General features: G+C 72.1%; 17 protein-coding genes, 1 other RNA gene and 1 pseudogene. 8 read left to right on the forward strand and 11 right to left on the reverse strand.

Annotated elements, in window-relative coordinates; all coding sequences use genetic code 11:
- Positions 1-74 precede the first annotated feature (74 nt).
- Positions 75-1,301, forward strand: a complete 1,227-nt coding sequence (locus ACGFNH_RS02445) for a hypothetical protein (protein ID WP_393651106.1) — start codon at positions 75-77, stop codon at positions 1,299-1,301.
- Positions 1,302-1,528: 227 nt separating this feature from the next.
- Here the strand turns inward: ACGFNH_RS02445 and ACGFNH_RS02450 are convergent, their stop codons facing one another.
- Positions 1,529-2,077, reverse strand: a complete 549-nt coding sequence (locus tag ACGFNH_RS02450) for a carbonic anhydrase (RefSeq protein WP_393651107.1) — start codon at positions 2,075-2,077, stop codon at positions 1,529-1,531.
- A 455-nt stretch (positions 2,078-2,532) separates the two neighbouring features.
- On the opposite strand from ACGFNH_RS02450, the gene ACGFNH_RS02455 reads away from it, so the two are divergent.
- Positions 2,533-3,414 carry a PhzF family phenazine biosynthesis isomerase gene (locus ACGFNH_RS02455; RefSeq protein WP_393651108.1) on the forward strand — a complete coding sequence of 294 codons (882 nt, stop codon included), beginning with the start codon at positions 2,533-2,535 and terminating at the stop codon, positions 3,412-3,414.
- A 97-nt stretch (positions 3,415-3,511) separates the two neighbouring features.
- Here ACGFNH_RS02455 and ACGFNH_RS02460 read toward each other — a convergent pair whose 3' ends face one another.
- The 3 genes from ACGFNH_RS02460 to ACGFNH_RS02470 form a co-directional block, all read right to left on the reverse strand.
- Entirely contained in the window at positions 3,512-4,018 is a 507-nt protein-coding gene (locus ACGFNH_RS02460) for a pyridoxamine 5'-phosphate oxidase family protein (protein ID WP_393651109.1), read from the reverse strand.
- 521 nt (positions 4,019-4,539) lie between these two features.
- On the reverse strand, positions 4,540-5,190 hold the full coding sequence (locus tag ACGFNH_RS02465) for an HAD family hydrolase (protein ID WP_393651110.1): 651 nt from the start codon (positions 5,188-5,190) through the stop codon (positions 4,540-4,542).
- Positions 5,191-5,199: 9 nt separating this feature from the next.
- A complete protein-coding gene (locus ACGFNH_RS02470) occupies positions 5,200-6,393 on the reverse strand; it encodes a MerR family transcriptional regulator (protein ID WP_393651111.1) in 1,194 nt (397 codons plus the stop codon).
- Between the two features lie 223 nt (positions 6,394-6,616).
- On the opposite strand from ACGFNH_RS02470, the gene ACGFNH_RS02475 reads away from it, so the two are divergent.
- The gene (locus tag ACGFNH_RS02475) at positions 6,617-6,841 is read left to right on the forward strand and encodes a hypothetical protein (RefSeq protein WP_393651112.1); all 225 of its coding nucleotides are present in this window, start codon (positions 6,617-6,619) and stop codon (positions 6,839-6,841) included.
- 147 nt (positions 6,842-6,988) lie between these two features.
- On the opposite strand, the gene ACGFNH_RS02480 is transcribed toward ACGFNH_RS02475, so the two are convergent.
- The 3 genes and pseudogenes from ACGFNH_RS02480 to rnpB all read right to left on the reverse strand — a co-directional run bounded on the left by ACGFNH_RS02480 (position 6,989) and on the right by rnpB (position 9,557).
- The gene (locus tag ACGFNH_RS02480; RefSeq protein WP_393651113.1) at positions 6,989-8,440 is read right to left on the reverse strand and encodes an amidase; all 1,452 of its coding nucleotides are present in this window, start codon (positions 8,438-8,440) and stop codon (positions 6,989-6,991) included.
- 30 nt (positions 8,441-8,470) lie between these two features.
- A pseudogene (locus ACGFNH_RS02485) lies at positions 8,471-8,932 on the reverse strand (transposase); the annotation flags it as partial.
- A gap of 227 nt (positions 8,933-9,159) precedes the next feature.
- An RNA gene (gene rnpB, locus ACGFNH_RS02490) (RNase P RNA component class A) lies at positions 9,160-9,557 on the reverse strand.
- Between the two features lie 202 nt (positions 9,558-9,759).
- On the opposite strand from rnpB, the gene yaaA reads away from it, so the two are divergent.
- Positions 9,760-10,560: a peroxide stress protein YaaA gene (gene yaaA, locus ACGFNH_RS02495; protein WP_393651114.1), complete on the forward strand. Its 801-nt coding sequence runs from the start codon at positions 9,760-9,762 to the stop codon at positions 10,558-10,560.
- Positions 10,561-10,996: 436 nt separating this feature from the next.
- Here the strand turns inward: yaaA and ACGFNH_RS02500 are convergent, their stop codons facing one another.
- The gene (locus ACGFNH_RS02500) at positions 10,997-12,235 is read right to left on the reverse strand and encodes a hypothetical protein (protein WP_393651115.1); all 1,239 of its coding nucleotides are present in this window, start codon (positions 12,233-12,235) and stop codon (positions 10,997-10,999) included.
- Positions 12,236-12,398: 163 nt separating this feature from the next.
- On the opposite strand from ACGFNH_RS02500, the gene ACGFNH_RS02505 reads away from it, so the two are divergent.
- Both ACGFNH_RS02505 and eda read left to right on the forward strand, forming a co-directional pair.
- Positions 12,399-13,436: a GlxA family transcriptional regulator gene (locus ACGFNH_RS02505; protein ID WP_393651116.1), complete on the forward strand. Its 1,038-nt coding sequence runs from the start codon at positions 12,399-12,401 to the stop codon at positions 13,434-13,436.
- A 190-nt stretch (positions 13,437-13,626) separates the two neighbouring features.
- Complete coding sequence (eda, locus tag ACGFNH_RS02510; RefSeq protein WP_393651117.1) at positions 13,627-14,304, forward strand: bifunctional 4-hydroxy-2-oxoglutarate aldolase/2-dehydro-3-deoxy-phosphogluconate aldolase; 678 nt, start codon at positions 13,627-13,629, stop codon at positions 14,302-14,304.
- Positions 14,305-14,519: 215 nt separating this feature from the next.
- On the opposite strand, the gene ACGFNH_RS02515 is transcribed toward eda, so the two are convergent.
- The 3 genes from ACGFNH_RS02515 to ACGFNH_RS02525 are packed head-to-tail and all read right to left on the reverse strand — an operon-like array spanning position 14,520 to position 17,331.
- Positions 14,520-15,731 carry a bifunctional RNase H/acid phosphatase gene (locus ACGFNH_RS02515; RefSeq protein WP_393651118.1) on the reverse strand — a complete coding sequence of 404 codons (1,212 nt, stop codon included), beginning with the start codon at positions 15,729-15,731 and terminating at the stop codon, positions 14,520-14,522.
- 5 nt (positions 15,732-15,736) lie between these two features.
- Positions 15,737-16,480 (reverse strand): zinc ribbon domain-containing protein, encoded by a 744-nt coding sequence (locus ACGFNH_RS02520; RefSeq protein WP_393651478.1) that lies wholly within the window; start codon positions 16,478-16,480, stop codon positions 15,737-15,739.
- Entirely contained in the window at positions 16,477-17,331 is an 855-nt protein-coding gene (locus ACGFNH_RS02525; protein ID WP_393651119.1) for a Nif3-like dinuclear metal center hexameric protein, read from the reverse strand. The genes ACGFNH_RS02520 and ACGFNH_RS02525 overlap by 4 nt, the downstream gene beginning before the upstream one ends.
- 214 nt (positions 17,332-17,545) lie before the next feature.
- On the opposite strand from ACGFNH_RS02525, the gene ACGFNH_RS02530 reads away from it, so the two are divergent.
- Positions 17,546-18,715, forward strand: coding sequence for a hypothetical protein (locus ACGFNH_RS02530; RefSeq protein WP_393651120.1), 1,170 nt, complete (start codon positions 17,546-17,548; stop codon positions 18,713-18,715).
- A 215-nt stretch (positions 18,716-18,930) separates the two neighbouring features.
- Positions 18,931-19,077: a hypothetical protein gene (locus ACGFNH_RS02535; RefSeq protein ID WP_393651121.1), complete on the forward strand. Its 147-nt coding sequence runs from the start codon at positions 18,931-18,933 to the stop codon at positions 19,075-19,077.
- Positions 19,078-19,103: the final 26 nt, after the last annotated feature.

Here is a 19,103-nt window from a genome sequence, read left to right on the forward strand (position 1 = left end):
ACCGATTCGATACAAAATTCGACTGAGCGGGAGTATCTCCCTCCTTGGGTGGGGGCGCCGCGTTATGTTGCGGCATGCTCTCCAGGCAGAACTCGTCGGAGCCCTCCCCGGAAGGCCGCCCGGCCGCACCGCACACCCCCCGCAGCGAGCCGTACGGTGACGCCGTCACGAGCGACGCCGTCGCGTGGCCGGCACCCGCGCCCGCCAACCCGCAGGCCGAGCAGGACACCGGAGTTCTCCACGCAGCCCATGGCTCCGAAGGCCGCCCCTCACCCCGAGGGCGGGCGTTCCAGGTGTCCGCGTCCGCCCCCTTCCTCGTGTCCGCCGCCGCATCCCTGCCGACGAAGGCGGCCAACGCGCAGGCTCCCGCGGAGGTACGGGAACGGCCCCGGGCGGACCTGCCCGAGTGGCCGTCGGCGGACGGACAGGAGCAGCAGCGCGCGGAGGTACGGGAGCGGCCGCGGGCGGCGGTGCGCCCGCAGGAACGGGCGAGCGCTCCGGGGCTCGCGGGGCGGACGGCGCACGCCCGCCCCCAGGAACCGGCCCAGTGGCCCGGCGGGTCGCGCATTCAGAAGCGGGCGGCCGGGCAGGCACGGGAACGGGAGCCGGGACAGGCGTCCGTACCAGCGTGGGCCCAGGCAGCAGCCCCGCCGGCGGCGGCGGAGGCGGCCGGCGCGCAGATCGCGGCGGACGTTCGGAACGGTGCGGCAGCGTCCGGGAGGGCCGCCGCCGAACCGCCCGCTGCGCGGGCCTCGTACGGCCGCCGGGCCGCCTGGGTGGTGGGGTCGGCGTGCGCCCTCTACGCCACCGGCCTCGTGTTGAGTCTGACCGGCGCCACGCCCATCGCCCCGCGGACCCTGCTGCCGCTGCCCGGCGTCCCCACCAGCGCGCCCATCGGCGGCGGGGACCAGCCGGCGTGGTTCGGGGACGGCATCGGAGGGCGCAGCGGCCCGGCCGCCTCGTCCGACGCGAAGGAGTCGGAGGACGATGCCTCGGCATCCGCCTCGCCCTCCGCGTCCGAGACGTCGGATGCCGCCGCGGACGCGACGGCCTCTCCGCCCACGGACGGGAAGGGGGGCGACGTCCCGCACCTCCCCGGTGGCGGGTCCTCGCCCTCGTCCCCGGCCCAGGACCCGACGCCCACACCGTCCTCCGGCAACGAACTGCCCAGCGGCGACCCGACGTCGAGCGCCTCCACCCCGCCGCCCGACCAGACGGCACCGCCCACGGGCCCGTCGACGGGAGGCGGAGGCGAGGCCCCGTCCGGCACGGGCTGGGACGAGCGCCGACGGGGCCGGTAGCGGCTGGAGCCATCCCCCAACCGGCTCGATTTTCCTAGGGTTTGGGCCCTGATGCGTCCTGGAGTGCGTCAGGGACGCCGACCCCGGGCCGAGTGGCGAAACCGAAGCACGAGGGTTCGCCGGCGGTACGCCACTGCACGTCGTGGTGTCCCGCGCACATCCGTCGCGTCCGGCCGTCAGGAGCGCGCCCCGGTCAGGAAGGCGCACCGGTCGGGAAAGCGCGCCGGTCAGGAAGGCGCGCCGGTCAGGACCTCGATCTTGCCGGTGTCGAGCGAGTAGTAGGCACCGACCACGGCAAGGTCGCCCTTGGCCACGAGGGGGGCCAAGTCCTTGTTGGCACGCAGGCCGTCCGCGGTCAGCTTCACCTGCGCGCGGGCCATGGTCTCGACCGGGTCGCCGTCGTCTTCCCGCGCCGCCTGGTCGTACGCCGGCCGCAGAGCCCTGGCGATCGCCTCCAGATTGCCGGGCAGCGGCTTGCCGTCGCGGATGGACTTGTACGCGGCCTCGACGGCACCGCAGCGCTGATGCCCGAGGACCATGATGAGCGGAGTGCCGCTCGTCATGGGCCCGTACTCGACGGAACCCGTGACCACCGGGCCGATCGCCTCACCGCCCGTGCGCATCACGTAGAGGTCGCCCAGCCCGGTGTCGAAGATCAGTTCCGGCGGCACACGGGAGTCGATGCAGGCGAGGACCGACCCGTAGGGCTTTTGCTTCTGGGCGACGAACTCGCGCCGGTCCGGATCCCGGTCGGGGTGGTGAAGGTCTCCGCTCACCCAGCGCTCATTGCCGTCCATGAGTCTCGCGAAGGCCGCAGCGGGCGTGGTCGGCGGCGGCGCGGGAGAAGCATTCGTGTCCGACGAGGCGTTGCCGTCGGATGAGCACCCGGAGAGCCCGGCCGTGACGACGATGAGCCCGCCGGCCAGCAGAGCTCTGCGATCCGTATGTCCCGCTCGGTCCATCAGAGGCACCCCTCAGTCCGCCCGGACGCGTCCGTATGCCGTGACCAGGGCGATTGTTCAGCCCGGCGCAAGAGCCGGGCGACAGGCACGAGCGAACGCGGTCGCGATTGCCACCGACGGCCCACAGAACGCCCGGAGAGCGTCCGTCACCGGCCCGGCCCACGGGGCCGGAGGGAGCGTCCGGCCATCGCCGAGGGTGCGGGCCCCGAGGCCGCGCACCTCGGGCACCGCACGGGAATGCCGGAGGACAGGGCCGCGGTTGCGCAGTCATGGAGACGTTCACCGGGGCCGAGGTCCTGCGCTATACGGCCTTCTCGTCGCACCCTTCCGGCGGCAATCCCGCCGGAGTCGTCCTCGACGCCGCCGGTCTCGACGACACGGCCCTGCTCGCGATCGCCGCCGAGGTCGGCTACAGCGAGACGGCCTTCCTCACCTCACCGCCCGAGGGCCTGGGCGGGGAACCGGGCCGGGCGTTCACCGCCCGCTACTTCAGCCCGCTGGCCGAGGTCCCGTTCTGCGGGCACGCGACCGTGGCCGCCGCCGTCGCGCTCGCCGAGCGGATCGGCCCGGGCGACCTGGTCTTCGCAACACCAGCGGGGACCGTCCCGGTGACCGTCACCACCGACGCCTCCGGCACACTGCGCGCCACGCTCACCAGCGTCGAACCGCGCATCGAGCCGGTCTCCGGCGAGGACGTGACCGAGGCCCTCGCGTCCCTCGGCTGGGACCCCGCCGACCTCGACCCGGCCCTGCCGCCCCGCATCGCGTTCGCGGGCGCGCGCCATCTCGTCCTCGCCGCCGCGACGCGGGCGCGCCTGGCCGCACTGGACTACGCCTTCGAGCCACTCGCCGCGTTCATGCGCCGACTCGACCTCACCACACTGCAGTTGGTGTGGCGGGAGTCCGGCTCCGTCTTCCACGTACGGGACCCGTTCCCCGTCGGGGGCGTCGTCGAGGACCCCGCAACCGGCGCCGCGGCAGCGGCCTTCGGCGCGTACGCCCGGGAGCTCGGCCTCGTCCCGGACGACGCCCGGCTCACCCTGCACCAGGGGGACGACCTCGGACGCCCCGGCATCCTCGACGTGGAACTGCGCGCGGGCGACCCGCGGGTCCGGGTCGGCGGCGCGGCGGCCCGTCTCGCAGCGGGCTGAGGGCGGCACAGTGGGGTGAGTGCGGTACGGCGGGGACCCGAACTCCTGCGAGACGGAGGGCGTGAGGCCGCTCCGGCACGACGCGGGAGCCGGTCGCTCAGTCCTCGGGTGCCTGCCACGTCAGGATCTCGCCGGCCTTCCCGCCCGACCTCGCGTACGCCCCCGGGAAGACGCGCAGACGCCACGGTTCGAGCCGCAACACGCCCCAGGCCGGGGAGTCCGGTCCGTCCTCCCACATCGGGATCGTGGCCGGGTCGTAGCCCAGGGGCGGGGGTGCCGACGCGAAACGCTCCCATCCCTCACGCCGGCTCCTCTCGTCCAGCAGCAACTCGGCCCGGCACTCGGCCACACAGGTGTCGTACCGCTCGACGCCGTCCCAGTAGTTGCAGGACACATAAGGGTTCCCGGCGAGGTGCGCGCGCTTCACCGGCGTGACGACGCTGCCGACCCAGCCGGTCAGCGACGTACCGTCCCACTCCCAGAGCGCGTGCACCATCCGGGAACGCGGTCGGCCCCGGCGGTCCACGGTGGCCAGCGTGGCGTACACCATGTCGTTGGCCATCTCGGTGAAAGCCGGTGCGACGGCGGCCAGTTGAGCACTCATGACCATGACCTTACGAATCACCCGGGGACGGATCGAGTCCTTTTCCCGGACGGGCGCGGTCGGCGCTCCGGACGGGGACCGTCGGCACTCCGGGCGGGGACCGTCGGCACTCCGGACGGCGCCGGCCCCGTCCGGTGCCACGGACGGCACCGGACGGGTCCGCGGCGCGGAGGACCCCCGCCCTCGTCGCTGGGAGGGAGGGATGCGACGGGGGCGGGGTGGGCCGCGGAGCGGGGAGAAACGGCCCTGCGTCGAGTGAACCGCGCAATCCGCTCACTGCCGAGAGTCCGCGCACGAATTACTCCGGCGGCATCTTCGTCCCCGGGCGCCCGTTCCCCTCCTGCATCCCCCGTACCGTCGCCCGCCGCGGTGCCGGGCCAGTCCTCCGCCGAGGCGCCGAGCCCGCCCCCGCCCGATACCCCACAGCCCGCCCGGGGCCGGTGCCCGTACGGGTTCCGCACAGCGTCCGTACGGGATGCCTTCGGCGTCCGCCCGCCCCGCACCGCCCACCGGCCCCGCCTCTACGCCCCGATGAGCGCGGGGAGTTCGGTGAGCGAGCCGATGTGCCAGTCCGCGGCGTCGGCCCCGGGGCCCTGGGCCCACAGGTGGCCCCACGGCCCGCGGCGGATGTGCGCCACCCGCAGCCCGGCGGCCTTAGCGGGGCCGACGTCGTTCGCCGGGTGGTCCCCCACGTACACGAGGTGCTCGGGACCGGTCCGGGCGAGGCCGGCCACGCGCTCGAAGAACCCGCGGTCCGGCTTGGCCGTGCCCCACTCCCCCGAGGTGGCGATCGCGTCGGCCGGGAGGTCGAGCGCGCGGAGCAGTTCGGCGGCCCGCGCACTCTGGTTGCCGGCGATCACGACCCGCAGCCCGTGCCTGCGCAGCTGTGCCAGCACGGGCCGGACGTCGGGGTAGAGGTCGCTCTCCTCGAGATGCTCTCCGCGCCCCGCGGCTTCCCGCGCGCGGTACTCGGCGTCGACATCGGCGCCGGGCCTGGCGAGCCTGATGGCGTCCGCGCTGTCCCGCCCCTGGGCGACGACCGCACCCACGAGCGCGGACAGCGCGTGCCGAGGCACGCCGAGCCAGTCCGCCCACGACGCCCAGTAGCGGTCGTCGCGCACCAGGGTCTCTCCGACGTCGAACGCCACGGCCTCGATCGCGGGGGCAGCCATGCGGGCAGCCTACGGCTCCCGCGACGCCACCACGTCGGCGACGACACAGCTCACGTTGTCCGGGCCGCCCGCCCGTACGGCGAGGTCGATCAGCTCGCGTACGGCGTCGCCCGGAGCGGGTGCCGCAGCCACGACCTCGCGGATGTCCTCGGCGCCGACGACCGCGGACAGCCCGTCCGAACACAGCAGGTAGCGGTCCCCGGCCCGCACCTCGCGCACACCGAGGTCGGGGGCGAACTCCCCGCCGCCGCCCAGGGCGCGCAGCAGCAGAGCACGCTGGGGGTGCGATGAGGCCTCCTCGGCCGTGATGCGCCCCTCGTCGACCATTGCCCGTACGAGCGTGTGGTCGTGCGTGATCTGGAAGAACCGGTCGCCGCGCAGGAGATACGCACGCGAGTCGCCGATGTGGACGAGCGCCAGCCGGGAACCGGACCACAACAGGGCGGTGAGGGTCGTCCCCACACCGTGCAGCGCCGGGTCGGAGGAGGCGAGTTCGTTCACGCTGTCGTGGGCCCGGCGGGCCGCCTCCTCAAGGGAGTTGAGCAGATCGCCGAGCGGGGCTTCGACGGTCTCGAGCGCCTTGAGCGCCTCGACGGCGACCGCGCTGGCCGGTGCACCGGGCGTGTCCGCGGCCCGCGGTGCGGAGGTGTCCGTGCCGCTGGGGCCGCTCGGTCCGCTCAGGCCGCTCGGTCCGCTCAGGCCGCTCGGTCCGCTCGCGCCGCCGAAGCCGTCGGCGACGGCGAGCAGACGCGGTCCGGCGTACGCCGTGTCCTCGTTCCGCTCGCGCACGGTTCCGGTGTCGGAGGCTGCGGCGTAGCGGATGGCGAACGCGGGGCGGGGCCCGGTGGTGGTTGCCGAGGTCATGGTGGTGTCCTTCCCTGACAGGTGGCCGATGAGGAAGGCGGCGAGATCGCGCCGTGCGGCGGTGTCGCTCTCGACCCGCGCCCAGTACGCGCGGACCTCCGCGGCCCCGGCCCCGGGCCCGGCGTCGCACACCGCCCGGATCCGCACCAGGGGCATGCCCAGCCGGCGGAGCCAGGCCACCAGCCGGGCCCGCTCGAGCTGGGCCGGGTCGTAGAGCCGGTAGCCGGACGACGGGTCGACGCGGGCGGGCGTGAGCAGCCCGAGCTCGTCGTAGAGGCGCAGCGCCTTCGGCGAGAGGCGCGCCGCCCGCGCGAAGACGCCGATCGTCAGCAGCCCCATGGCCACTCCCCTCCTCATGCCGGGCGCGCCGCCCGGTCACCGCGATGCTGGGGCTTCCCCGAAGGGGAAGGTCAACAGGCTCCCGCGGGTTCCCTCCGGCAGGGCCCCCCGCCGGGTCCCTCGCGCCTCGTCCCGCCGGTTTCCCCTCCCCGCTCGCCACCCGTTCCCCGTTCCCTCCCCCGACCGGGATGCGACGCGGCGGCTCGCGCATCACGCTGTACGTATGGCTGTCCACCACCCGCCCGTGATCGTGCACCCGCCGTCCCCCTCCGGTGGACGGCGAGTCACCGTGCGCGGGCAGATCGTGGGGCTGGCCCACGGCCGTGGCGACGTGGCCGAGTTCCTGCGCGAGGCGGGGCTCGATCCGGTCGAAGTCTCGCTGGGCGACCCGACGCTCGTCGAGTGGCGCGGCGGCGACATCGACCACTGGCCGCGGCCCGCCGCCTGACGCGTCTCCGGCGGACGTACCGGCGCTCTGCGGGGAGGGTGGTGTGACAACGCACCTCGGGGGGCCCGAAGCCACAAAGAGCTGGTCGAACAGGGGCGGGGGCGCAGGGGGAGGCTGGTGTGACCGCGTCCCCGCCGGTAGTACGTGCTACTTCGGTGCCTGGAAGCCGCCGATCCTCTGCTCGAGCAGCTCGGCCAGCCGCAGCGGGGTGCGGTCCTCGAACATCGGACCGATGAGCTGCACTCCCACCGGCAGACCCTCGGGGGACCGGTCCGCCGGTACGGCGGTGGCGGGTAGGCCGGGCATGGTGGCCAGACCGGCCCAGACGAGCTGGTCGAAGTACGGGTACTCGACGCCGTCGATGTCGAGCCGACGTTCCCTCGGATCGGGGTTGTGGTCGTGCGGGAACGCGGGAGTGGGCGTGATGGGACACACCACGGCGTCGAACTCGGCGAAGAGCTGCCGCCAGCCGTGGCGGTGGAGCTCGCGACGGCTGTTCGCCTCCATCCAGTCGCGGTGGCTGGACACCATGCCGCGCAGCCGCGCCGCGTCGAGACTCCGGTCGTGTGCGCTCAGTCCGGCGGCGCGGGTCCGCAGCTCTTCGTACGGTTCGACGGGAAAACGCGCAACGGAACTCGAAAACAGCAACTGCGTGTAGAGCGTCGCGGCTTCGGTCGGATCGGGCAGCAGCGGACTCTGCCGTTCGACGCGGGCGCCGCCGTCGACCAGCGCGTCGGCCACCCGGTTCACGCCCGCGCGCACAGCGGACCCGGTCGGAATGAGCGGATGCTCGTCGAGGACCAGGACCCGGAAGTCGTGGAGCCGCTCGTGGCGCGCGGGCGGCAGCGTCACGTGGTGCGCCACCCCGAACGTCAGTGGGTCCGGTCCGGCCATGACGTCGAGCAGGAGCGTGAGGTCGCGGGCGGCGCGCGCCATCGGACCGACGACGGCGAGGTCGAGGTCGACCGGCAATGCCGGCTCGGACGGCGGGACCATACCGCGGTTCGCGGCCAGCCCGAGTGTCGGCTTGTGCGCGTAGACGCCGCAGAAATGCGCGGGGGTGCGCAGCGAACCGGCGAGGTCGGAGCCGATGGACAGCGCCCCGAACCCGGACGCCAGGGCCGCCGCCGATCCACCGGAGGATCCGCCCGAGGTGCGACCGTGATCCCACGGGTTGTTGGTGGTGCCGTAGAGGTCGTTGAAGCTCTGGATGTCTTGTAGTCCCAAGGGCACATTGGTCTTACCGAGCACCACCGCGCCGACGGCCTTGAGCCGCGACACCTGCACCGCGTCCTCGGTCGGCATGTGGTTCCGGTGCAGCGGCATGCCCCAGGCCGTGGGCACCCCGGCGATGTTGAAGGACTCTTTGACCGTCACCGGAATGCCGAGCAGCGGCCTGTCCTCACCGCGGGCGCGCGCCTCGTCGGCACCGCGTGCGGCGGCCCGTGCACGCTCGAAGTCCGGCACACAGATCGCGTTGATCGCCTTGTCGTCCCGCTCGATACGGGCGATCGCCTCGTCGGTCAGTTCCGCCGAGGTCACTTCACCGGCATGCAGGGCAGCCGCAAGTTTTTCGGCCGTCAGAAAATTCCAGTCCATGAATCGGACCGTAACGGCCCCTGGAACAGGTCATGAAATGCCGCTTCGCGCAATGGGGTTGGCTGTCTCCATACTCATTCTGCAGGCGATGCCGGTGAAGGCGAGGAGGCTCTCGGCTGTGCGTTCGTAGCGTCGGTGGAGACGTCGGCAGCCGGCAAGCCAGGCCATGGTGCCGTCGACGGTCCAGCGATGGCGGCGAAGTCGCTGCGAGGTCTCGGTTCCCTTACCGGGTGATGCCTCGTTCCCTTATGGGGTGATGCCGCATCGGCGTAATCATCTCCGCGGATGGGCGTAGTCACAGCCCTTGTCGGCGTGGAGCTCTCCCGGCTTGCGCCGTCTGCGCCACGACGCGAGCGGATCGGCGGTGTGCCTTGCACGAGAGGGATGAGAGCCTGCGAGTGCCTGGCTGTCGTGCAGGTTCGCCGCCGGGATTCCGACGGATAGGGGCAGGCCCGACCGTTCCGTCATCAGGTGGATTTTCGAGCCGTACTTGTGGGGCAACAGGAGCACGCCCCCTCGCCCCGAAGAGCGCAGAGGCGCAAGCAACCCCTGTCCCCTAGGGACTTTTCAGGGACTTCAGCCCTGTCCGAGAACTTCCGAGGGACTTCCGAGGGACTTCCGAGGGACTTCCGCCGACTGAGGCGGCAAGCCCATGAAAGCCGGAAAGGGCCTCCGTTGCAGGTCGGAGGCCCTTTCCCAGGCGAAACTGCAGGTAGCGGCAGACGAGTCGAGCTGTACGCCGGGTTCTGTCTCCACCGGGCCTCGCGGCCCGGCAGGAGGCGGTCATCCATCTAGGACCGGCGTTGCCGCCGGTCTCGTGCGGTCTACCCGCGGACTCGGGCGGGCAGCCCTCGATCGTCCGCGCAGGGCCGTTGCCGGCCCCTCTTGACCTTGCTCCGGGTGGGGTTTACCGAGCCGTCCGAGTCACCTCGGACGCTGGTGGTCTCTTACACCACCGTTTCACCCTTACCGGGGACCGAGGTCCCCGGCGGTCTGCTTTCTGTGGCACTGTCCCGCGGGTCACCCCGGGTGGGCGTTACCCACCACCCTGCCCTTCGGAGCCCGGACGTTCCTCGGCGGGACCCGAAAGTCCCGACGCGACCGCCCGCTCGGCTCGTCTGCCGTGTTGACCATGGTACCCGCGCCGGAGAGCCCGTCGGTCCGTTGCCGGGGCGGACCCGCCCGCCACCGGAGAGCCTCCGGGCCCATGCCGGTTAGGCTGCGACGCCGGAGGCCGTCACGGCTCACCGGCCGTGTCCCCCGCGGCCGTATGCCGACCGCGCCCGCGCCCCCGACCGACCGTGTGAAGGAGATCCACCGTGCTCGTGCTGTTGCCGCCGTCCGAAGGTAAGGCCGTCGGCGGGTCCGGAGCCCCGCTCAAGGCCGAGCGGCTGTCCCTCCAGGGGCTCGGCCCGGCGCGGGAGACGGTGCTGGAGGAGTTGGTCTCGCTCTGCACCGGCGACGAGGAGAAGGCGCGCGAGGTGCTCGGGTTGAGCGAGGGGCTGCGCGGCGAGGTGGCCAGGAACGCCGCGCTGCGCACCGCGCCCGCCCGCCCCGCCGGCGAGACCTACACCGGCGTTCTCTACGACGCCCTCGGCCTCTCCACGCTCGACACGGCGGCCCGCCGGCGTGCCACGCGGTCGCTGCTGGTCTTCTCCGGGCTGTGGGGCGCGGTGCGGATCAACGACCGTATTCCGTCGTACCGGTGCTCGATGGGGGTCAGGCTGCCGGGCCTCGGCGCCCTGGGCGCGTACTGGCGCAAGCCCATGGACGAGGTGATGCCGGAGGCGGCGGGCGGCGGGCTCGTCCTGGACCTGCGGTCCGCCGCGTACGCCGCCGCGTGGAAGCCGAAGGGCGAGATCGCCGGGCGTACGGCGGCGGTGCGGGTGCTGCACGCGCAGCTGGTGGACGGCGTCGAAAAGCGGTCCGTGGTCAGCCACTTCAACAAGGCGACCAAGGGACGGCTCGTACGGGATCTGCTGACGGCGGGTGCCGCGCCCAAGGACCCGGCCCGTCTCGTCGAGGCGCTGCGCGATCTCGGGTACGTGGTGGAGGCGGAGGCGCCCTCGAAGCGGGGCGCCCCTTGGCAGTTGGACGTCGTCGTGACCGAGATCCATTGACGGAGGCCCACTGACCGGGTTCACCACCGGCCGGGCGCGACGCGCGATGGCGCTGTTCGCCGGCCGCCGGCCGCCGCCGACTTCGTCTCCGCCACGAACGCAAGGCAAGGCACTTCCTCGCCCGCGCAAGCGTCGCCTGCACCGTCATCCGCTGTTTGCCGGCGTCCACTTGAGGTGGTGCTTTCACCGGCGGGCACGTGCCGGCCACGAGAACCATAGGCGGCGCCACTTCCGGGGGGCTCGCCGCTGCTGCCCGGCCGCTTCCAGCGCGATGGCCCGCCGGGTGGCTTCGGCGATCTTTTCCCTGCGCCGCATATCCGAGTACCGCACACAGTCGTAGTGACAGAAATCCATTCGCTGGAACACCTCCATGCGGGGATGCGCGTATACGCGCCCATCCGACCGCTCATGCGGCCGAACCGTGCGTACCGCGATGTCAGGAGTCCCATATGGCACCGAATGCCGGGATGTTTCGAGCTTCGAGACCGTGAACCACCCGCCATGTCAATTTCTCATTGGAAATGCAGATGACCGCTTCCGCGTCGAATGACTCATAGGCGGCGTAGGTCATCGACAGAAGATCGGGGCGGCCATCCTTGTCGGTGTCCCACATACGCGCCCCCGGCTGCATGGCGAGAATTTCTTCCACGAGCTCATCGCCGTAGGTCTCTCTTGGGTTTCGCGTCACCCACACAAGATGCGACGGAACGTAATCGGCAAGCAGATGCGCAAGTATGGGAGCCATGCCGCTTCCGGTGGCGACGAATACAACCCTGTTGAACATTTTCGCGATATGGCCGACTCCGCATGTGGGAACTCCCTTCACCCATACCTGTGCGGGGGCTTCATCAATGAATGAAGCCGTCCAGTCCCCAGCCCTGGAGATGACCATGCGATAGCCGGTCCTCCCGGGTGTCGGAATGCTGGCGAAGGCATGCCATCCCATCACCGGATTGCGGCTTATGGATAAGCCCGAGCCGCATAAGGGAGTGACCCCGTAGTCGAAACGAACCAGTGCCGCATGGGGAGATGGCCTTACGATTTCGACGGCCACCTTGCGAAGTCGTAGCCACGGCAGCGAGCTGCTCACGGTAGTGAGAGCAAGGAGCCAGAGCGAGGGGTGGTCCAGCAGTGAGAGATACGTGCCGTGCCGGCCCGATGAGCGGTATGCAGGAATCAACCCCTGAAGCCAGAAAAGTACTGCCGCCCCCCAGCCTCCGAATCGGTGAAACCCTTCGAAGGCGTCATGAAATCTCTTGCGGAAGCGAGGTGCGGCGGTGGCGATGATCGAAAACAGGAGGACGGTCAGCGAGTAGGCCACCGACAACAGCGGAGTGTCGACATTTCCGTGCATGGCTCGATCGGTGAGGCATGCCGTCAGCAGAAAATGCCAACACGCCCCGGAGACCGCTGCCCCGACGTGCAGGCCCCCGATCTGATAGACCTTGGCCAGCGCCCATCTTATTCTTATGGGCCACCCGTGAGGGATGCGCACAGCGAGCCGGAATGCAAAATTCACGACGTGCTGCTGCCGCATCAGGACAGCAAGTGTGAAGTTGATCGTCGCAGCGAGCGACAGCGCCGACGGAGAGCCCCGCATGTCACCCCAGAACGCAATCCCCATCGCGGCATTCACGGCGATCACGAGTACGGCCAGGCGATTGTAGGGCCTCATTCCGGGACTCTTCAGAAAGAGTCGCGGTTGCGCCAATGGCTCAGGAAGCGCGACTCGCTCCATCTCATTGACTGCGGCTGAGAGTTGAGGCATGGACGAAGCCTCACAGCCGCAGAAATCGCTGCATAGTGGCCCGGGAGACACTATGTGGGAAGATCGGGCCATGTCGCAGACGACGAACCTTCGGAGCGGCCCACCGGAGCCCTCACAGGGGAAGGACAAGCACCGAGTCGCCGTACTGGCGCTGCCGGGAGTGATCCTCTTCGAGCTCGCCATCCCCAACTGCCTTCTGGGGGCTGCTCGCGACTCCGACCGGGAGCCGCTCTACGAGGTCATCACGTGCACCGTGGAACCGGGCGCGGTACGGACGGACTCGGACCACCCGATCCTCGTCCAGCACGGACCACAAGCACTGGCGACCGCAGACACCGTCATCGTGCCCGCCACGGAGGAACTGGGATCGGCGTACACGGAGGGGAGACTCACTCCGCCCCTGGCCGCCGCGTTCGAGCACGTCGACAAAAGGACGCGCATGGTCTCCATCTGCACGGGGGCCTATCTGCTGGCGGCCGCCGGGCTGCTCGACGGCCGGCCGGCCACGACCCACTGGAGCCAAATCGACCACTTCCAACAGCTCTTCCCCAAGGTGGACGTCCAACCGGACGTCCTCTATACGGACGACGGGGACGTTCTGACTTCTGCGGGCAAAGCGGCCGGCATAGACCTCTGCCTTCACCTCCTGCGCAGAGATCACGGAGCATCGATCGCGAATGCGGTTGCGCGCGGGGCGGTCGTACCTCCTCACCGGGACGGCGGCCAGGCGCAATTCATCAAGCGCCCCGTACCGGAGCCTCAACTCACGTCCACGCTGCCCGCTCGCGCATGGGCCCTGCATCACCTCGATCAGCCACTGACATTGCGGGAACTGGCTCAGCAAGCATCCATGAGCGTACGCACGTTCACCCGCCGCTTCCGCGCAGAGACAGGGGTCAGTCCGACGGAATGGCTGCTTCACCAGCGCATCGAGCGCGCCCGGCACCTCTTGGAAACCAGCGGCCTTTCCATCGATGACGTCGCCGACGCGGCCGGTTTCGGCACCAGTAGTTCTCTGCGAAAACACATGAGATCCGCACTCGGCGTTTCACCCACCGCCTATCGCCGCGTGTTCCGTACGCCGGACCTGCCGCCTTCCGGGGCGTGAGCGACGGCCACGGTCACGAGTGCGGGCGACTGTCACGAGTACGGGGGCCACCGTCACGAGTACAGGCAGCGCGGGCCCAGGCGTCGGGCCTGCACCCACCGTGGCACCTTCGCAGACCCACACCCTCGCCCGTTGCACCCTGCGCAATGCTCGTTGCACGGCGCGTTGAGCGCAGGGCAGGATGGCGCGCATGACTTCCGTGCTCGGCCTCGCCCCCGTCATCCCCGTCGTGGTCCTGGACGACGCGGCCGACGCGGTGCCGCTCGCCCGCGCGCTCGTGGCCGGGGGCCTGCCCGCGATCGAGGTCACCCTGCGGACCCCCGCCGCGCACGATGCGATCCGGGCCATCGCCGACGGTGTGCCGGACGCGGTGGTCGGCGCGGGCACCGTGCTCTCGCCTGAGGACGTGGCGGCAGCCGCCTCCGCCGGGGCCCGCTTCCTGGTCAGCCCCGGCTGGACGGACCGACTCCTCGGCGCGACGCGGGAGTCGGGGCTGCCCTTTCTGCCCGGCGTCTCGACCGCCTCGGAGGTCGTGGCCCTGCTCGAACGCGGGGTGAGCGAGATGAAGTTCTTCCCCGCCGAGGCAGCCGGAGGGACCGCGTACCTGAAGTCGCTGGCCTCGCCACTCCCCCGGGCCCGGTTCTGCCCGACGGGCGGAATCGGCGCGGATACGGCGGCTTCGTATCTGGCACTGCCGAACGTCGGCTGCGTCGGCGGGAGTTGGATGGTACCTCCGGACGCCCTGCGGGACCGGGACTGGGCACGCGTCGAGGAACTGTCCCGCGCCGCCGCGGCCCTGCGCGGCCCGGCTGCGGCACCGGCATCACCGGCAGCACCGGCAGCACCGGCCGAAACGCCCGCGCGCTGAGCCGGGCGTGCCGGCAACGTACAGGCGACGAGCCCCGAAGCAGCGCGTACAGGCGACGAGCCCCGAAGCAGCGGTCCGCCGGTGCGAGGCAACTGCCGGTGGGCGCACCGGGACCGCCCGAACGCCCCCGTCCTCCGGCCCCTGGGCCGTTCACGCGGCGGGTGCCGGACCGCCTGCGTCACCGCGGACGGACGCAGGCGGCGCGGACCGGTCGGTCAGCGCAGATGGCTCGTGTCGTTGAGCAGCCGCACCGACGCGTTGCCGTCCCCGTAGTACGCCACCGCCGACAGCGACGCCGCCGACAGCTCCATCCGGAACAGCGACTCCGGAGGTGCGCCGAGCGCGAGCCGTACGAGCGTCTTCACCGGCGTGACATGCGTGACGAGCAGGACCGTACGGCCCGCGTAGCGCGCGAGCAGTTTGTCGCGGGAGAGCGCGACGCGGCGGGAGACCTGCGCGAAGCTCTCGCCGCCGCCCGTGGGCGCGGCCTTGGCGGAGGCGAGCCAGGCGTCGAGATCGCGCGGGTGACGCTCCTGGACCTCCGCGAAGGTCAGCCCCTCCCAGTCCCCGAAGTCCGTCTCCCGCAGCCCGTCGTCGGTACGGACGTCCAGACCGAGTCTGCGGGCGACCACCTCCGCCGTCTCACGGCAGCGGCGCAGCGGAGAGCTGACGACCGCCTCGATCGTGCCGCGCGCGGCGAGGACGGCGGCGGCCTGTTCGGCCTGGCGCCGGCCCGCGTCCGACAGCTCGGGGTCCGTGCCGCCGCTGCCGGAGAAGCGCTTCTGGGGGGTGAGGGCGGTCTCGCCGTGCCGGAGCAGGACGAACGTCGTGGGCCTGCCCAGGTCGGCGGGCGCGGCCCAGCCGACCGGCGAGGCCTGCGGAGGCTCGGCGAGTGGGTCGTCCTCCTGGTCGGCGGCGTCCGCGCGCGCCGCCGCGGCGGTGCCGCCCGCACCCGCGTCGAGCGCGGCGGTGGAGCGCGAGGGCTCCCACTGCTCGCCGCGCTTGCCCGCGTCCATGGCCTCGTTGGCCAGCCGGTCGGCGTGCTTGTTCTTCGCCCGCGGGATCCACTCGTACGAGACCCGCTCGGCCGGGTGGACCGTCTTCGCCTCGGCGGCCAGCGGGCGCATGTCCGGGTGCTTGATCTTCCAGCGGCCCGACATCTGCTCGACGACGAGCTTGGAGTCCATCCGGACCTGGATCTCGGCCTCCGGGTCGAGGGCGTGGGCGGCGCGCAGCCCCGCGATCAGCCCTCGGTACTCGGCGACGTTGTTGGTCGCGGTGCCGATGTACTCGGCGGCCTCGGCGATCGGTTCGCCCGATGCGGCGTCGAGGACGACCGCCCCGTAGCCGGCGGGCCCCGGGTTGCCCCGGGATCCGCCGTCCGCCTCGACGATGAAGCGCCGGTCCCGCCTGCTCCCCGCACTCATCGGGACTACAGACCGGATTCCGGCGTACGGACCAGGATGCGGCGGCAGTTCTCGCAGCGCACGACCGTGTCCGGGGCAGCGGCCCGCATGTCGTTCAGCTCGGTGATGGCCAGCTCCTGGCGACAGCCCTCGCAGCGGCGCTGGAACAGCCGCGCGGCGCCGACACCGCCCTGCTGCTGGCGCAGCTTCTCGTAGAGCTTCAGCAGGTCGGCGGGGACGGCCCCGGCGGTGACCTCGCGCTCCTTGGCCACCGACGCGGTCTCGGCGTCGAACTCCTCCTGGGCGGCGTCCCGCCGGGCCTTGGCGTCGGCGGACTTGGCCTCGAAGGACCCGACGCGTCCGGTCAGCTCGGTGACGCGCTCCTGGGCGGACTCGCGGCGCTCCATGACCTCCAGGACGACGTCCTCCAGGTCGCCCTGGCGCTTGGCGAGCGAGGCGATCTCGTGCTGGAGGTTCTCCAGGTCCTTCGGGGAGCTGACGGCCCCGGAGTCCAGCCGCTGCTGGTCGCGGGCGGCGCGCTGGCGCACCTGCTCCACGTCCTGTTCCGCCTTGGTCTGCTCGCGGGCGGTGTCGCTCTCCTCGGTCTGGGCGGCGACCAGCAGGTCGCGCAGCTGGGCGAGGTCGGCGTTCAGGGTGTCGATCTCGGCGTGCTCCGGCAGGCTCACGCGCTTGTGCGCGAGCTGCGACAGACGGAGGTCGAGCGCCTGGACATCGAGCAGGCGGATCTGGTCGGCGGGCGCGGCGTTCAGTTCGGGGCTCCTGGGGTGGCGGTGGGGTGGGACGCCGCGTGGGCGCTCCAGGGGTCGGTGACCGTACGGGAGATGTGCGTGCGCAGATTCCAGCCGTGCCGGTCGGAGATCTCGTCGAGCTGTGCGGCCGCCTGCTCGACCCAGGGCCACTCGGTGGCCCAGTGCGCGGCGTCCACAAGGCCCAGCGGGCTCTGCTGCCGGGCCTCGGACACGGGGTGGTGGCGCAGGTCGGCGGTGACGTACGCGTCGACGCCGGCGGCCCGGACCTGGTCGAAGAGGCTGTCCCCGGAGCCGCCGCACACCGCGACCCGGGAGACCGTGACGCCGGGGTCCCCGGCGGCGCGGATGCCCTGCGCGGTGGCGGGGAGCCGGGCCGCGGCCAGCCCGGCGAAGTCCCGCAGCGTCATGGGCTCGTCGAGTTCGCAGACCCGGCCGAGGCCCCGGCGGCCTGCCGGGTCGGACGGGTCCGGCACGAGGGGGCCGGTGATCCGCAGGCCGAGGGCGCCGGCGAGGGCGTCGGAGACGCCGGGGTCGGCGCGGTCGGCGTTGGTGTGGGCGACGTGCAGCGCGACATCGTTCTTGATGAGGGTGTGCACCACGCGGCCCTTGAAGGTGGAGGCCGCGACCGTCGTCGTACCGCGCAGATAGAGCGGATGGTGGGTGATGAGCAGGTCCGCACCGAGTTTCACGGCCTCGTCGGCGATCTCCTGCACGGGGTCGACGGCGAAAAGCACGCGCTGCACGGCGGCGTCCGGATCACCGCAGACGGTGCCGACGGCGTCCCACTCCTCCGCCCGCTCGGGAGGCCAGAGGGCGTCGAGCGCGGCGATGACTTCAGACAGTGCGGGCACGGGTGAGAGGTTACCTCGCACCTGCCGCCGAGCGAACGGCGCAGGGAGCAGGCCGGACCCCCGCCGCGGGGCGGGCGCGGGCCGCCGCAGCACAACTCCCGTGCGCTGCCGGGCCGAACCTGTCCGGCAACACCCGTATGTGTGAAGCCTGGACAACTTGCACCGGTCGGTAGCGCGTACGAAAACTACCGTCATCGCTGGAGGTGACCAAGCGATGACTGCTTGTGTCCTGGAGAGCATCACGGACAGCGGGGCCGTACGCCTGCGGCCGGCGCCGATGGCGATCGCCGCGGACGGCGGTTACGCGGCACGGCTGGTGAGCGGCGTGCAGCCGGGGAGCTGGTACCCGGAGCGCTGGACCCTGGGCGGCCCGGAGCCGTACGCGGTGCCGCTGCCGCTCGACCAGCCCGAGGAGGTGGAGAGCGAGCTGCTGCCGCTGGCCGACGGGCGGGTGCTGATCCGCCGCCGGGTCGCCGACCGCCACGACATGGCGCTGCTCTACCCGTCGGGCCCCAGCACGGGCGAGCTGCCGCTCGGCAGCGTCATGTGCGACCAACTCACCCTGCTTCCGCCCCCGCCCGGCGGCGCGGACGTCTACGCCCTCGCGCCCGGCGAGCGGTCCACGGCCGTGTGGCGCGTGCACGGCGGCCCGGCCGGTCCCGAGCGGGTCGCCGAGCTGCCGGGCCGCTGCTCGGGCGGCGCCTGGCTGGACCGCGCGGGCCGACTGCTGGCACTGGACCAGGAGTTGGCCGAGGGCGGACCGGTGAAGGCCGTCGCCGTGGATCTGGCGCGGGGCGGGGAGACCAGCCCACTGCTGCAGATCACCGAGGACAGCAACGACCGTGTGCTGCTGGCGGATCCGGACAGCGGGCTGCTGCTCGTGCGGTCCGACGCGGCCGGGCACGACCGGCTGGGCTGGGGCGTGCTGGGGAGCCGCCATCCGCTGCGCTTCCCCGAGGTGCTGCGGCTCGCGGACGCGGCGGTGACCCCTTTCGCCGTACAGCCGGGACAGGTGCTGATGCCGGAGAACTGCGCGGTGGCGCTGCGCATCGACGGGCCTGCGGGCAGCCGGGTGGGCATCTGGCGGCCGGCGGGCAGGCGGCTGCACCAACTCCCGGCGCCCATGGGGTGGCTGGCGGGCGTGGGGCTGTGGACGGTGCGGGGCGAGCTGCGGCTGCCCTGCTCCACGCCGCAGATGCCGTGCGGGGTGGCGCGGACCATGGCACCGGCCGATGGGGCGGGCCCGGCCAGAGCGGCGCTGACGGCCGGCCCGGCGGGTGAAGCGGATCTCGCCGGGCGGGCGCCCTCGGAGCCCGAGCCGCGAGCGGCCGCGGCGCTGCGCCCCGTTCCCCTCCAGCAGGCCCCCATGGCCAGAACCCGGTAGCTTCACGATCATCCGACTGGTTAAACTCGGGCGGGGGCCGCGCAGCTCTCCCGTGGGCGCGTCGGTATCCGGCGAGATAACTGACGCCTGCTCATCAGTCGTGTGCGGAGGGCCGTTTGGCCGTCTTGACGACGCTCGCTGCGGACGGCCCCGAGCGCTCGGCACGACGCGATCCCACGGGGTGACTCTCCTCTATGTCCGAAACACGGACCGACATGAATCAGCCACATCCGCACGAGGCCGCCGCCGCTCAGGTCTCTGCCGGACACGGAAAGCACCGGGGCCAGGCCGCGTCCGAGGAGAACCAGTCCCCGGCGCACGGCCGGCACCGCCGCCCGTCCTCCGAGGGCGCGGGGAGCTGACACCCCCCGTCCGAAGGCGCGGGAGC

It is taken from the genome of Streptomyces sp. NPDC048639, from assembly GCF_043199075.1.
In the GTDB taxonomy this organism is placed as follows: domain Bacteria; phylum Actinomycetota; class Actinomycetes; order Streptomycetales; family Streptomycetaceae; genus Streptomyces.

Excerpts from the sequence above, each read along its gene's own strand:
- ACGFNH_RS02445 (WP_393651106.1), top strand. The coding sequence starts at position 75 with ATGCTCTCCAGGCAGAACTCGTCGGAGCCCTCCCCGGAAGGCCGCCCG.
- ACGFNH_RS02455 (WP_393651108.1), top strand. The coding sequence starts at position 2,533 with ATGGAGACGTTCACCGGGGCCGAGGTCCTGCGCTATACGGCCTTCTCG.
- ACGFNH_RS02460 (WP_393651109.1), bottom strand. The coding sequence starts at position 4,018 with ATGAGTGCTCAACTGGCCGCCGTCGCACCGGCTTTCACCGAGATGGCC.
- ACGFNH_RS02465 (WP_393651110.1), bottom strand. The coding sequence starts at position 5,190 with ATGGCTGCCCCCGCGATCGAGGCCGTGGCGTTCGACGTCGGAGAGACC.
- ACGFNH_RS02470 (WP_393651111.1), bottom strand. The coding sequence starts at position 6,393 with ATGGGGCTGCTGACGATCGGCGTCTTCGCGCGGGCGGCGCGCCTCTCG.
- ACGFNH_RS02475 (WP_393651112.1), top strand. The coding sequence starts at position 6,617 with ATGGCTGTCCACCACCCGCCCGTGATCGTGCACCCGCCGTCCCCCTCC.
- ACGFNH_RS02480 (WP_393651113.1), bottom strand. The coding sequence starts at position 8,440 with ATGGACTGGAATTTTCTGACGGCCGAAAAACTTGCGGCTGCCCTGCAT.
- ACGFNH_RS02500 (WP_393651115.1), bottom strand. The coding sequence starts at position 12,235 with ATGAGGCCCTACAATCGCCTGGCCGTACTCGTGATCGCCGTGAATGCC.
- ACGFNH_RS02505 (WP_393651116.1), top strand. The coding sequence starts at position 12,399 with ATGTCGCAGACGACGAACCTTCGGAGCGGCCCACCGGAGCCCTCACAG.
- eda (WP_393651117.1), top strand. The coding sequence starts at position 13,627 with ATGACTTCCGTGCTCGGCCTCGCCCCCGTCATCCCCGTCGTGGTCCTG.
- ACGFNH_RS02515 (WP_393651118.1), bottom strand. The coding sequence starts at position 15,731 with ATGAGTGCGGGGAGCAGGCGGGACCGGCGCTTCATCGTCGAGGCGGAC.
- ACGFNH_RS02530 (WP_393651120.1), top strand. The coding sequence starts at position 17,546 with ATGACTGCTTGTGTCCTGGAGAGCATCACGGACAGCGGGGCCGTACGC.
- ACGFNH_RS02535 (WP_393651121.1), top strand. The coding sequence starts at position 18,931 with ATGAATCAGCCACATCCGCACGAGGCCGCCGCCGCTCAGGTCTCTGCC.